We start from the raw sequence: 13,266 nt of genomic DNA, 5'->3' as shown, positions 1-13,266 counted from the left end.
CAGACGTGATGATGTTGAAAACTCTGCAAGTTCGTTGTTATGCGAAATATTTGGCAAGGGCAAGAATAGGGGGGATTGCTCTCCGGGGGGAGAGCAATTAAACGTCTTATGCGTATTCGTTACAGGATTCTTGTTCTACGGCCTTGTTGATATAAACCAACGCATTTGGGCGTTCCAGTGGTCGTGAGAAATAGTAACCCTGCATATAAGGGATGCCACATTGCTCAAGTAACTGGCGCTGTTTTTCCGTCTCCACACCTTCGGCGATAACACTGAAGTTGAGGCTTCTGGACATATTCATCATCGCCTGAACAATAGATAGACCTTTGTGTTCAATATGCTGAATAAACGAGCGGTCAATTTTGATGTAATCAATATTCATATTCTGGATAACTGACAAACTTGAGTAGCCCGTCCCAAAATCATCTACTGAGAATTTCACGCCACATTGTTGTAACTGACTGACCTTTTCATTAATCATCATCTGTTCAGACTGGAAGAGTGATTCAGTGACTTCCAGATGCAGTAAATGCCCTGGTATTGCATAGCGTTCGATAACCCGGTTGACGTTATTGACGAACCCTTTGTCGTAAAATTGAATCAGCGAGATATTTACGCACATGCAAATTTGAGCATTTGTTTTATGCATTTGCGCCAGTGTTTTACAGGCTTCTTCCAGTACCCAGCTTCCCACCTGAACAATGCGGCCGCTTTGTTCCATTAATGGGATAAATTCAACTGGCGAAATCTCCTGCTCCTGATAACGCCAGCGCATCAAGGCTTCAAAACTGACTATTTGGCCGGTTGCGTCAACAATCGGTTGATACACAAGGCGGAACTCATCACGCTCAAGTGCACCTTTTAGTGCTTCATTGAGAGTCATCTTGCGGCGCAGGTTGTGTTCTAGTTCGAGATTATAGAAAGCAAAACGTTCAGGATATTTGCCTTTTTGCGAATACATGGCGATATCCGCAAGCTGAATCAGTCGCGTGATGGAAAAGTCATGCTCAGGACAAACTGAAATACCGATTGTTGCATTCAGGGCAATGGTTTGGTCATCAAGACGGATCGGTAGGGAGAGGCTGGCGATGATATTCTCAGCAAGCTCACTGGTAATGTCATGAGAACTTTCCTTAACCAACAGAATAAATTCATCACCACCCCAACGGCACATAAAGTTACCGTCCCCGATAAAGCTTTTAAGTCTGGTACTTAATGCAATCAGTACCTTGTCGCCGACATTGTGACCGAGGGTGTCATTAATATTTTTAAAACCATCAAGGTCGATAAAGAAAATGGAGAAGCCAGCAATATGGTTCTGCTCAAATTCGCGCTCAATGCCTTCTACTGCCGACAAAAAAGCAGTGCGGTTATACAGACCCGTGAGGGAGTCTATATTGGATATAACATACACTTCCTGCGTTCTTTCTCGGATGGTCTCTTCCATGCTGGAAACAAGTTTTTTGTTTCGGTAACGCAACAAGATAGCTTCTTTAATATAATTTGCTGAGCGTGCAGAAGAGATAATCATGATTAAAGTAAAACAGACGCCCAGCCCGCCGAGGTTAATTTTATATTGTTCTGGCTGCAGCATCAGCAAGACGGACATCGGCATTAAAATAATAATGTTATAGAGCGCGGATAGCAGAAAGCTTGCCGAGAGGATACTTGTGGCTCCGCCAGCCATCGCGGCAAGTATTACATTCGTAGAGCTAAGTTCTTCAATAGTAAATTGCGGATAGAAAGTGACCGCATAGACGCTCCACAACATGGCCGTTATTAAGCAGCCTATTGAAAAACGCACGACCCAGTCCTTTCTGCCTTTACAGTCGGCGTCACTTTTTATCCACATATGGGTATCAATGACTCGAATGACCAGAACCAGGGTCATGATCAGCCACCAGGTCATTTTGGCGTAAAAATTATTATGGTCGGTAAAAGTGAAGGCAAGAGTGGTAGACGCAATAAAAGTAATCAGAATGCCTGGTAATGAGTTGTTGTATAACAACTTAACGCCTTCTGACTTATAAAGCCTTGAATGTTCTATGTTTATGGTCATTTCCAATCATCGTAACTGAGTCATTCAACTAGCTCCCACTTTAATAGGTCTAATATGATCACTCTTTGTAATTATTCCTTATGGAAGTATAGGTGAAAACATTTTGTAATACACCGTCTTTAGCAGCCGCCAGCATTATTATTAGCCTATGTTGTTGCGCCGTTTCATATATGTTGGAAACTAACAAATTGAAGGTTGCTGGATGTTTCATTTGCTTTGGCCTGTGCAGATCTATACCCAAAATACTTCAAGTTGCAGGAAGCCAACGCACATGCAACTTGAAGTATGACGGCTATATGCTTACGCGGCCAATCTGACTACAATACCCGCCTTTCACCCATAACATAGAAACAGACCCACTATGCGCCTGCACGCCAATCATCTTGAATTACTCAGCCCAGCCCGTGACACCTCCATCGCCCGCGAAGCCATTCTGCATGGTGCGGATGCGGTCTACATCGGTGGGCCTGGCTTTGGCGCTCGCCATAATGCCGGCAACAGTCTGAAAGATCTTGCTGAGCTGGTGCCGTTTGCTCACCGTTATGGGGCGAAGATTTTTGTTACGCTCAACACCATCCTGCATGACAACGAACTGGAACCTGCACGACGTATGATCCACGACCTGTATCAGGTGGGCGTTGATGCGCTGATTGTGCAGGACATGGGCGTGCTGGAAATGGATCTGCCGCCGATTGAAATTCATGCCAGCACTCAGTGCGACATTCGCAGCGTAGAAAAAGCAAAATTCCTGTCTGATGCAGGCTTCTCGCAAATTGTTCTGGCGCGTGAGTTGAACCTCAACCAAATCCGTTCGATTCACGACAACGTTGACGCGACGATTGAGTTCTTTATTCACGGTGCGCTATGTGTGGCGTATTCCGGCCAATGTAACATTTCCCACGCCCAGACCGGGCGCAGCGCAAACCGTGGTGATTGCTCGCAGGCTTGTCGTTTGCCGTACACCCTGAAAGACGATCAGGGCCGCGTAGTGGCCTATGAAAAACATCTGTTGTCGATGAAAGATAACGATCAAAGTGCCAACCTTGCAGCATTGGTCGATGCTGGCGTGCGTTCCTTCAAAATTGAAGGGCGCTACAAAGATATGAGTTATGTGAAAAATATCACCGCTTATTATCGCCAGTTGCTGGATGAATTAATGGAGCAGCGCACCGATTTGGTTCGTGCCTCCGCCGGCAAGACTTCGCACTTCTTTATTCCGTCGCCGGATAAGACCTTCCACCGTGGCAGCACGGACTATTTTGTTAACGAGCGCAAAATCGATATCGGCGCTTTTGATTCTCCAAAATATATCGGCTTACCGGTAGGTGAAGTACTGAAGGTGGGCAAAGACTTCCTGGATGTTAGCGTGACCGACACGCTGACCAATGGTGATGGTCTGAACGTGTTGATCAAGCGTGATATCGTTGGCTTCCGTGCTAATACGGTGGAGAAAACCGGTAAAAATCAGTATCGCGTCTGGCCAAATGAGATGCCGGAGACACTAAAAAATGTGCGCCCGAACCATCCGCTCAACCGTAACCTTGACCATAACTGGCAGCAGGCGTTGACGAAAACGTCCAGCGAACGCCGTATTGCGGTGGATTTGGAGCTAGGTGGTTGGGAAGAACAGCTGATTTTGACCCTCACCAGTGAAGATGGTGTCAGTGTCACTAAAACGCTGGAAGGGCAATTCGAAGTGGCGAACAACCCGGAAAAAGCGTACTCGAACCTGCGTGACGGCCTGACGAAACTGGGTCAAACCATGTACCAGGCGCGAAAAGTAGAGTTGAATCTTCCCGCTCCATTGTTCGTACCAAACAGCCAGTTGAATCAGCTGCGCCGTGAAGCTATCGACGAACTGACCGATGCGCGCCTGCAACAGTATCAGCGCGGCACCCGTAAACCTGTTAGCGTTCCACCTCCGGTCTATCCGGATGAGCATTTGACGTTCCTTGCCAACGTTTACAACCATAAAGCGCGTGAGTTTTATCAGCGTTATGGCGTGAAACTGATTGATGCCGCTTATGAAGCGCATGAAGAGAAGGGTGAAGTGCCGGTGATGATCACTAAACACTGTCTGCGTTTTGCGTTTAACTTGTGCCCGAAACAGGCGAAAGGTTCAGTGAAAAGCTGGAAAGCCACTCCAATGCAGCTGGTGCATCAGGATGAAGTGTTGACGCTGAAATTTGACTGCAAACCGTGCGAGATGCACGTGATTGGCAAGATGAAGAACCACATTCTCAAGATGCCATTACCAGGCAGCGATATTGTGGCGTCCATCAGCCCGGATGAATTGCTGAAGACAATGCCGAAGCGCAACAAGTAAGCCATATAAGAGAGGGCATCCAATGCCCTCTTGTTAATTCTGCGCCCGCAACTGGTCAATCATCCAACGCCCGGCGGGGCCTGGTGGCGTTTTATTCGACCACAACACATCCACATCAATACGCTGCGGCCAGCCCGCAACCGGCAATTCCTGCAACACATCGTGACCAAACTGCTCCACCAGCCAGCGCGGTAAAATCCCCCAACCAAACCCTTGCTCGGCCATTTCCAATAGCATCAATAACGATGGTGATGACCACATCGAGCCGCCGCTTTTATTGCGGGTCGGATCGGTAAATGTACTCAAACAAAGCTGGCGTTCGGTCTGCAGCATATCCATTTCGACAATCGGCAAATGGGCTAACTCATGCTGGCGGTGAATAAAAATCGCCATCTCTGCACCGACCTGCAAACGCGCCACCGTGACATCAACCGGGTAGCGTGGCTGCACGCGCAAGACGCCGACATGCGCCCGGCCAATTTGTATCAGGTCGATGACATCTTCATCCTCAGCAATCAGACACTCGAATTCGATATCGGGGAAGCGCTGTGAAAAACGCTGCAGGATGGACTCGTGATGTGACGTTTGCCAGACATCCGACAGCACAAAACTCAGGCGCGGCTCAACGTTGCCTGCAAGGCGTACCGAGACTTCATTCAACCGCTCGCTCGCCGCCATGATCGACTGGATGTATGGCAAAACGTGCTTACCCTGGTCGGTCAGAATCGGCTGGCGGCTCTGGCGATCAAACAGCGTCACACCTAAATCCGCTTCCAGATTGGCAATCGCGCTACTCACCGTTGACTGGCTTTTTTTGAGTTTGCGAGCCGCCGCAGAAAACGACCCGGTCTCAACCGCATGTAAAAACGCTTCGAGGGATTCGGGGGAATATTTCATCGTCTATCGCTTTTCTCGATGGGTATTAACTTAATACTATCACTAATAACGATAATAATACGCCGCAGAGCCATATTGCTTTTATTTCGTCTGGAGTTGAATTATGCAGTCCCAAAAGAGAACATTTGCCGAACGCATCCTGCATGCGGTGGGTTTTGAAGTTATCGCTATTGCGATTTGTGCGCCGTTGGCGGCGTGGATTATGAATAAGCCACTGTTCCAGATGGGCGCTCTGGCGATCATGCTGTCCACCGTCGCGATGGTGTGGAACATGATTTATAACGCCGGTTTCGACAAATTCTTCCCGGTCGGGCAAAAACGCCGCTTGCCGCTGCGCATCGCGCACTCGCTGGGCTTTGAAGGGGGCTTTATTCTGATTGGCCTACCGCTGGCGGCCTGGATGCTGAATATATCCTTGCTGCAGGCGTTTATGGTGGAGATTGGTTTCTTCCTGTTCTTCCTGCCGTATAGCGTGATTTACAACTGGGCGTACGACACCTTGCGCGCCCGCTGGACGCAGTGCCAGGCGTAACGATAAACAACAGAACGCACCGCCATGGTGCGTTCTTATTCTGAGCGACTCTTTTTGCCTCAAAAACAGACAAATCCCCCCCTGAAATGCACCAAACACGGCCTGGCATATTTCCTGCTTAATATTTAGATAACTTTATCGATATACCCTAAGTCATTCGAGTTGCGTCGCGGCGGCAAGAGAACGAATCCCGATGAGCTTACATAAGTAAGTGATTATCTCGGCCCATCCATGGGCCTCACCCTTCGGGTCGCTGCTTGCAGCGTTCAAATCTGCTCCCGGCAGATTTGTCGGGTGAGTGAGCGTAGCCAACAAAGAGGCAGCTCGAAGGACGACGGGTAGAAGTGAGGGAATTATGATCAATATGGACCCTGGTGCTGCGTCTTTTTTTGATGAAATGTTTGCGCTCGACGGCAATCATCGTGGCCATTACGGCAATTACTGGAACTGGTTACAGCGTGCCGATAGCTCGGCGGTAATGCGCAAGAAACAGGAAGCGGCGCTGCTGTTTCACCGCGTCGGGATTACTTTTAACGTCTATGGCGACGAAGACGGAGCCGAGCGTTTAATTCCTTTTGATAGCGTGCCGCGCATCATTCCCGCCACGGAATGGGCAATGCTCGATGCCGGGATTCGCCAGCGCGTGCAGGCGCTAAACCTCTTTTTGCACGATATCTATCACGATCAAAATATCCTCAAAGCGGGCGTGATCCCGGCTGAACAAGTGCTGGCAAACGATCAGTATCAGCCGTGTATGCAGGGCATTAATCTGCATCGCGATATTTACGCGCACATCATTGGCGTGGATATGGTGCGCGGCGGTGACGGGCAATATTACGTGCTGGAAGACAACCTGCGCACGCCATCCGGCGTTTCCTACATGCTGGAAAACCGCAAAATGATGATGCGGCTATACCCTGAATTATTTGCTCAACAGCGCATTCGCCCGGTCGAACGTTACCCTTCGCACCTGCTGCAAACCCTGCGGGAAAGCTCGCCGGTTAATGACCCGACCGTCGTCGTTCTCACGCCTGGCCGCTTTAACAGCGCCTATTTTGAACACAGTTTCCTGGCGCAACAAATGGGCGTCGAGCTGGTGGAAAGCGCTGATTTGTTTGTCAAAGAGGGTGCGGTGTTTATGCGCACTACGCTTGGGCCATGCAAAGTCGATGTGATTTACCGCCGGGTGGACGATGCGTTTCTCGACCCGCTGGCGTTTCGCCCGGATTCGATGCTCGGCGTGCCGGGTTTGCTGTCGGTGTACCGCACTGGCGGCGTGGTGCTGGCGAATGCGATTGGCACCGGCGTGGCCGACGACAAATCCATTTACCCGTATGTGCCCGCCATGATCCGTTTTTATCTCTCCGAAGAACCGATTCTGAATAACGTGCCAACCTGGCAGTGTCGCCATGCGGATCAACTCGGTTACGTGCTATCGCGCCTTGAGCAAATGGTGGTGAAAGAGGTTCACGGCGCAGGCGGTTACGGCATGTTGATTGGCCCGGCGGCCAGCAAAGCGGAAATCGAAGCCTTCCGTGCGGTGCTCAAAGCTCGCCCGCAAAACTATATCGCCCAGGACACGCTGGCGCTGTCAACGTGCCCGACGTTTGTCGAAGAAGGCTTGGCACCGCGCCATATCGATCTTCGCCCGTTCGCATTGTATGGCGCTGAAACGCGCTTAATCGCAGGCGGCTTAACGCGTGTGGCGCTCAAAAAAGGCTCGCTGGTGGTGAACTCATCGCAAGGCGGCGGCACCAAAGACACCTGGGTTCTGGAGGACGACACATCATGCTAAGCCGCACCGCCAGTGAACTGTATTGGATGGCTCGTTATCTGGAACGCGCCGAAAACATTGCCCGCGTATTAGACGTCACCAACCGTTTATCAATGATGCCGTTTCGCGAAACCGGGCATCAGGATTTGCAGGTGCCGCTGAATTTAACCGGCAGCGGGGCGGCGTACTGGGAGTATTACCAGCAACTCACCATGCCGGGGATTTTCGACTACTTTGCGTTGGACACCCGCAATCCAAGCAGCATTTATAGCTGTTTCCAGTCGGCCTGGGAAAACGCCCATGCGGTGCGCGGCAGCTTGTCATCAGAAGTGTGGGAAAGCATCAACTCGGCGTGGATTGAGATGAAACGGCTGCGCAAAGAGGGCGTCAACAGCAGCAATGCCGATGACTTTTTTGACTGGGTGAAAGAACGCTCGCACCTGTTTCGCGGGGCGATGTTTGGCACCATGCTGCGCAATGATGCGATGTCGTTTATCCGCATCGGCACATTACTGGAACGCGCCGACAGCACCGCGCGTTTATTGGGCGTGAAAAACCAACTGCTGGATAACGACCCGGACGCCGTGCGCGAGCATTACCGCATGGACACTTTGCTGCGCGCGGTGAGTGCGCGCGAGGCGTATCACAGTATCTACAAGCAGCAACTGGTGCGCGAAATGGTGGCCGATTTGCTGATATTACGTAGCGAAAGCCCGCGTTCTTTGCGGTCGTGCATCGAAGAAGTGGTCAACCAACTGGAGCTGATCGGCGGCCACAGCGCCAACGCTCCACGTCGCCTGGCGCATGTTCTGCATGCCGAGCTACGCTTTAGCACATTGGATGACGTCATAGATTCCGGCCTGCAACCCTGGCTGACGCGCTTTTTAAGCCAGGTTAACGCGATTTCCGAAAGCATCCAATACACCTATCTGGAGGCACAATGAGACTGACAATCGAACACAGCACGCACTATAGCTATGACGAGTTGGTTAAGCACAGCACGCAATATTTGCGCCTCACGCCGCAGGAATCGCTGCATCAGCACATTATTTCCTGGGAGCTGGCGCTACCGGAAGAGGCGGTACAAACCACCGATGCTTTTGGCAATATTCTGCATGTTTTGACGCTCGACCGCCCGCATCAGTCGATCAGCATTAAAGCCACGGGCGTGGTGGAAATTGCCGAAGGTGAAGCGCTGGACGATGGCACTCACGAAGCACTTTCGCCGCTGGTGTGGTTGCGCCATACGCCGTTAACGCAACCGGATGGCGCGATTCTGGCCTTTGCCAATCTGCACTGGCGCGAATCCGCGCCGCTGGAAAGCCTGACAGTAATGATGGGTGAAGTGCTGGAACGCATGCCCTATACACCGGGCGGAACCGACGTTAAAGACAGCGCCGCGCAAGCATTCGAGGCTGGCGTGGGCGTTTGCCAGGATCACGCGCATGTGTTTGTCGCCTGTTGCCGCAGCCTGAATATCCCGGCGCGTTACATCAGCGGTTATCTCTACACGCCGGACAGCGCGCATGTGGCGATGCATGCATGGGTTGAAGCGCTGGTAGAAGGGCGCTGGCGCAGTTTTGATATCACCAACAATACGCGCAACACCTGCCACCACCTGAAGCTGGCGGTGGGGTTTGATTATCTCGATGCCTGCCCGGTGCGCGGCGTGCGCATTGGCGGTGGCGACGAAGGGATGGAAACGGTGGCGGCGGTGCAGCGCATGCAGGGCCAGCAATAACTCACATCAGGAATCAACCATGACCTACTGCGTTGCCATGCGCTTAGCCAGCGGCATGATTTTTGTCAGCGACTCGCGCACCAACGCGGGCGTTGACCACATCTCAACCTTCAAAAAACTGCACGTCTTCCAGCGTGGCGATGACCGCACGCTGATCATGCAAAGTGCCGGTAATCTGGCGACCACTCAGAGCGTCATCAACCTGTTGCAGCACCGCGCACAAGACGCCACCACGCAAAATCTCTACACCGTCAGCTCACTTTACGACGCTGCCGTTCTGGTGGGGCAAACCTTAAAAGAGGTGATCGCCCGGGACGGTGCAGATTTCACCGCCACCTTTATTCTCGGCGGGCAAATTCGCGGCGAATCCACGCGCCTGTTCCACATTTATGCCGAAGGGAATTTCATCGAAGCGACCAGTGACACGCCGTATTTCCAGATTGGCGAAAGCAAATATGGCAAACCGATCATCGATCGTATTGTCAGTTACGACACCAGCCTGGAACAGGCGGTGCAGTGCGCGCTGATTTCGATGGACTCAACACTTAATTCGAATTTATCCGTCGGCCTGCCGCTGGATGTGATGATGTATCACGCCGAAACTTTTGATGATTCACAACAATACGCCATCACTGCGCAACATGAGTATTTCAGCGAGATTCGCAATATGTGGGGCAGTTGCCTGCGCTCGGTATTTGACCAGTTGCCACCGCTGCGGCTGAGGGGATAATCCGGCACATTTGCAGGATTGTGCAATCATCTGACAGCATTGCTCTAAAGAAAAATAAGCCTTCAGGCGACACTAAACGCGTCAAAACACACCTGGAGCGCAACATGAAAACCATCAATAAAATCTATATTAACGGCCAGTTTGTTATTCCGCACGGTGAAGAAATACTGGAGTTGGTCAGCCCGGTAACAGAAGAAAAAATCACGCAGGTCAGACTGGCTGATGTTGTGGACACGCAGCTGGCGATTGCAGCGGCAAAAGCGGCGTTCCCTGCTATGCGCTTATCAACACGTGAACAGCGAATGGCCTGGTTACAACAGCTGCATAACGCAGTCTCTCTGCGCAAAGCAGAAATGATCGAGACGATGGTTGAAGAATATGGTTGCGCGGTGGGATTTGCCGAAGCGACGTTCAACCATGCCTGCGACAGCTTCCTGCAAATGCGCGACGTGTTATCACGATTCCCCTTTGAAACCCGTGTCGGCAATGCCCGTGTGATCATGGAACCGTTGGGTGTGGTTGGCCTGATCACCCCATGGAACGGCAACTACGGTTTTATCGCGACTAAACTTTCAACGGTCATAGCCTCCGGTTCAACCGCCGTGATCAAACCCAGCGAATTCAGCGCACGGCAAACAGAGTTAATCACCGAATGCCTGCATGCGGCGGGTTTGCCTGACGGCGTGTTCAACATTGTCACCGGGCGCGGTGATGTCGTGGGCGCGGAAATCACCCGTCATCCGGATATCGCTAAAATTTCATTTACCGGGTCGACCGTTGTCGGCAAAACCATTGCCCGTGGCGCGGTGGATACCTTAAAACGTGTGACGCTGGAATTAGGCGGGAAATCAGCCAACGTGCTGCTCGACGATGTGGATCTGGAAAAAGCGATTCCACTTGCGTTGCAGGTGATGTCGTGGAATAGCGGCCAGGCGTGTATCGCCGGTACACGTTTGTTAGTCCATGAAAGCCGCCTGGAGGCCGTGACAGCGCAAATACTCAACGACATTCCGTGCCTGGTGCCAGGGGAAAATCACGGTACGGCGGTGACGGCACAGCAATATGAACGCGTGCAGGCATACATCCGCAAAGGGATTGAAGAAGGTGCTGAATTACTCTGCGGGGGGGAAGGCCGCCCGGAAGGGTTTGAACGCGGTTACTTTGTGAAGCCAACTGTTTTTGTGAATGTTCGCAACGATATGACTATCGCCCAACAAGAAATTTTTGGCCCGGTGCTATCGGTGATTACCTATAAAGATGATGCAGAGGCTATCGCGATTGCCAACGATACCGTTTACGGATTACAGGCATATGTGAGTGGCAAAGATGCGCAACGTACACAGATAGTTGCAAGCCAACTTATCGCCGGACGAGTGTTCGTCAATGGTGTTTATAATGAGCCACAAGCCCCATTTGGCGGTTTTAAACAGTCAGGGATTGGACGTGAATTTGGTACTTTCGGGTTGGAAGGGTATCTTGAACCAAAAGCCATAATGGGGCAGTGATATGCCGGAACGAGAAAACATTCTGCGGCCTGAGGGCCGCATTTTAGCTGAACTTTGTAAAAGCGTGGCGCGGCATTACCAATGCGCAGAAACATCCGAGATGGAACTGCAAACCGCAGTGCCATGGCTTCGATTTATCCGCGTATCTGAACCGACACTGTTTAACCGAGGCATGCTGGAACCGTCGATGTGTATGCTGCTTCAAGGGCGTAAAAAAATGCTTATCGGTGACAATGTCACGGAATATGGCCCAGGGAACTACTCGATGGCGGCGGTAGACATGCCGGTCTCCGGTCAGGTGACTCAGGCCACTGTGTCCGAGCCTTATTATGGCGTGCGCATAGACCTCAATAGCCGAGAAATTGCCGATTTAATCGTCTCATTACAAATTACGCTGCCTGAAAAACAAGGTGAGAGTGTCAATCCTGGGGCCTGGATATCCAGCGCGGATGAAGCGTTGCAGGATGCCTTTTTACGGCTGGTGAAAGTGTTGGATACCCCTGATGATTTACCGGTGATGTCTAAACTGATTAAGCAGGAAATTCTTTATCGCCTGGTGACATCGCGATCAGGTGCGACGTTCTGGAAACAGACGCTCTCCTGGAACCAGGGCAAAGGCGTGGGGGAAGCTCTGGCTTGGATTAAGCGCCATTTTGCTGAGCCGCTAAAAATTGATGAACTGGCAAAGCGTGTCGGCATGAGTACTTCAAGCCTGCATCATCGCTTTAAAGCCCTGACCGTGATGAGCCCATTGCAATATCAAAAGCAGATCCGTCTGCTCGAAGCCAGGCGATTATTACTCAGTGGCGGCCAGGATGTGGCGAACGTCGCCTGGCAAGTAGGCTATGAATCGCCATCGCAGTTTAATCGTGAGTACCGCCGTTCGTTTGGCGCAGCGCCTTTGCAGGATGTCGAAACGCTACGCCAGATGGGCGTTACGCTATAGTTTTTCTTGCCACAATAAACAGGCGTGGGAACAGCATCAGCACATTGCCATCGTGTCGCGGTGGATAGGCCTGTTGCAACAACTGGTGGTAACGTTCAAGAAACGCCTGTTGCTGAATGCTGTCCAGGTTTGCGAGATAAGGCCGTAAACCGGTAGAGCTCAGCCATTCAATAATCGCCTGTGCTGACGGCATGACGTGGAAATAGGTTGTACGCCAGATATCCACCGTACAGCCCGACTGCGCCAGCAAATCGTAATACTGTTGTGCAGGTAGCAACGCTTCTCGCCCGGAGTCAGGACTCCCCAATTCAGCAGCGACCTGGCGCATTAATGTATGCGTTGGCTCCTGCCAGTTATCCGGCATTTGCACCGCTAATACGCCGCCTTCAGCCAGTTGCGCGACGAGGTGTGGAAACAGTGACGAATGATCGCCCAGCCACTGCAATGACGCATTCGCATAAATCACATCTTGTTTCACCGCCGGTTGCCAGTGGGCAATATCGGCGCTCTCAAACTGACAATTCGGCAGGGCGACACGCGCTTTTTCCAGCATCGCTGGAGAATTGTCGACACCCGTTACGGTCGAATGTGGAAAGGCTTTATGCAATAGCGCCGTGCTATTGCCGGGGCCACAGCCTAAATCTGCAATATGTTTTGCTTCGGGGTGTTGAATGCGCGCGGCGAGTTCTGCTGCCGGGCGCGTACGTTCAGCTGCAAACTGCAAGTAAAGGGCGGGGTTCCAGTCCTGCATAGGTT

General features: G+C 51.5%; 11 protein-coding genes. 8 read left to right on the top strand and 3 right to left on the bottom strand.

The genetic code is table 11. From position 1 onward, the window contains the following. Nucleotides 1-106: 106 nt before the first annotated feature. Nucleotides 107-2,059 (bottom strand): putative bifunctional diguanylate cyclase/phosphodiesterase, encoded by a 1,953-nt coding sequence (locus LVQ76_RS07905; RefSeq protein ID WP_232864497.1) that lies wholly within the window; start codon nt 2,057-2,059, stop codon nt 107-109. A gap of 361 nt (nt 2,060-2,420) precedes the next feature. Here LVQ76_RS07905 and LVQ76_RS07900 point away from each other — a divergent pair, with 361 nt between their 5' ends. Beyond that, nucleotides 2,421-4,385 carry a peptidase U32 family protein gene (locus tag LVQ76_RS07900; protein ID WP_232921366.1) on the top strand — a complete coding sequence of 655 codons (1,965 nt, stop codon included), beginning with the start codon at nt 2,421-2,423 and terminating at the stop codon, nt 4,383-4,385. 33 nt (nt 4,386-4,418) lie between these two features. Here the strand turns inward: LVQ76_RS07900 and LVQ76_RS07895 are convergent, their stop codons facing one another. Beyond that, entirely contained in the window at nt 4,419-5,282 is an 864-nt protein-coding gene (locus LVQ76_RS07895) for a LysR family transcriptional regulator (RefSeq protein ID WP_232921365.1), read from the bottom strand. A 103-nt stretch (nt 5,283-5,385) separates the two neighbouring features. On the opposite strand from LVQ76_RS07895, the gene LVQ76_RS07890 reads away from it, so the two are divergent. The 7 genes from LVQ76_RS07890 (at nt 5,386) to LVQ76_RS07860 (ending at nt 12,510) form a co-directional block, all read left to right on the top strand. Next, a complete protein-coding gene (locus LVQ76_RS07890; protein WP_232921364.1) occupies nt 5,386-5,814 on the top strand; it encodes a multidrug/biocide efflux PACE transporter in 429 nt (142 codons plus the stop codon). Between the two features lie 355 nt (nt 5,815-6,169). Beyond that, nucleotides 6,170-7,609, top strand: a complete 1,440-nt coding sequence (locus tag LVQ76_RS07885) for a circularly permuted type 2 ATP-grasp protein (RefSeq protein ID WP_232903935.1) — start codon at nt 6,170-6,172, stop codon at nt 7,607-7,609. Then, nucleotides 7,603-8,532 carry an alpha-E domain-containing protein gene (locus LVQ76_RS07880; RefSeq protein ID WP_120064180.1) on the top strand — a complete coding sequence of 310 codons (930 nt, stop codon included), beginning with the start codon at nt 7,603-7,605 and terminating at the stop codon, nt 8,530-8,532. Before LVQ76_RS07885 ends, LVQ76_RS07880 begins: the two co-directional genes overlap by 7 nt. Next, nucleotides 8,529-9,329 (top strand): transglutaminase family protein, encoded by an 801-nt coding sequence (locus LVQ76_RS07875; protein ID WP_232864502.1) that lies wholly within the window; start codon nt 8,529-8,531, stop codon nt 9,327-9,329. The genes LVQ76_RS07880 and LVQ76_RS07875 overlap by 4 nt, the downstream gene beginning before the upstream one ends. A gap of 19 nt (nt 9,330-9,348) precedes the next feature. Beyond that, nucleotides 9,349-10,059: a proteasome-type protease gene (locus LVQ76_RS07870; protein ID WP_232921363.1), complete on the top strand. Its 711-nt coding sequence runs from the start codon at nt 9,349-9,351 to the stop codon at nt 10,057-10,059. 104 nt (nt 10,060-10,163) lie between these two features. Next, nucleotides 10,164-11,564: an aldehyde dehydrogenase family protein gene (locus LVQ76_RS07865; RefSeq protein WP_232921362.1), complete on the top strand. Its 1,401-nt coding sequence runs from the start codon at nt 10,164-10,166 to the stop codon at nt 11,562-11,564. A gap of 100 nt (nt 11,565-11,664) precedes the next feature. Then, nucleotides 11,665-12,510, top strand: a complete 846-nt coding sequence (locus LVQ76_RS07860) for an AraC family transcriptional regulator (RefSeq protein WP_232921361.1) — start codon at nt 11,665-11,667, stop codon at nt 12,508-12,510. On the opposite strand, the gene tam is transcribed toward LVQ76_RS07860, so the two are convergent. Continuing rightward, nucleotides 12,500-13,261 (bottom strand): trans-aconitate 2-methyltransferase, encoded by a 762-nt coding sequence (gene tam / locus LVQ76_RS07855; protein WP_232921360.1) that lies wholly within the window; start codon nt 13,259-13,261, stop codon nt 12,500-12,502. The genes LVQ76_RS07860 and tam overlap by 11 nt on opposite strands. Nucleotides 13,262-13,266: the final 5 nt, after the last annotated feature.

Source organism: Buttiauxella cochleicola (assembly GCF_021283185.1).
GTDB classification, from domain to species: domain Bacteria; phylum Pseudomonadota; class Gammaproteobacteria; order Enterobacterales; family Enterobacteriaceae; genus Buttiauxella; species Buttiauxella massiliensis.
This window is presented reverse-complemented; position numbering and strand designations above follow the sequence as displayed.

What these genes read in the sequence shown, in the direction of transcription:
- LVQ76_RS07905 (WP_232864497.1), bottom strand. Translation starts at nt 2,059, where the DNA reads ATGACCATAAACATAGAACATTCAAGGCTTTATAAGTCAGAAGGCGTT.
- LVQ76_RS07900 (WP_232921366.1), top strand. Translation starts at nt 2,421, where the DNA reads ATGCGCCTGCACGCCAATCATCTTGAATTACTCAGCCCAGCCCGTGAC.
- LVQ76_RS07895 (WP_232921365.1), bottom strand. Translation starts at nt 5,282, where the DNA reads ATGAAATATTCCCCCGAATCCCTCGAAGCGTTTTTACATGCGGTTGAG.
- LVQ76_RS07890 (WP_232921364.1), top strand. Translation starts at nt 5,386, where the DNA reads ATGCAGTCCCAAAAGAGAACATTTGCCGAACGCATCCTGCATGCGGTG.
- LVQ76_RS07885 (WP_232903935.1), top strand. Translation starts at nt 6,170, where the DNA reads ATGATCAATATGGACCCTGGTGCTGCGTCTTTTTTTGATGAAATGTTT.
- LVQ76_RS07880 (WP_120064180.1), top strand. Translation starts at nt 7,603, where the DNA reads ATGCTAAGCCGCACCGCCAGTGAACTGTATTGGATGGCTCGTTATCTG.
- LVQ76_RS07875 (WP_232864502.1), top strand. Translation starts at nt 8,529, where the DNA reads ATGAGACTGACAATCGAACACAGCACGCACTATAGCTATGACGAGTTG.
- LVQ76_RS07870 (WP_232921363.1), top strand. Translation starts at nt 9,349, where the DNA reads ATGACCTACTGCGTTGCCATGCGCTTAGCCAGCGGCATGATTTTTGTC.
- LVQ76_RS07865 (WP_232921362.1), top strand. Translation starts at nt 10,164, where the DNA reads ATGAAAACCATCAATAAAATCTATATTAACGGCCAGTTTGTTATTCCG.
- LVQ76_RS07860 (WP_232921361.1), top strand. Translation starts at nt 11,665, where the DNA reads ATGGAACTGCAAACCGCAGTGCCATGGCTTCGATTTATCCGCGTATCT.
- tam (WP_232921360.1), bottom strand. Translation starts at nt 13,261, where the DNA reads ATGCAGGACTGGAACCCCGCCCTTTACTTGCAGTTTGCAGCTGAACGT.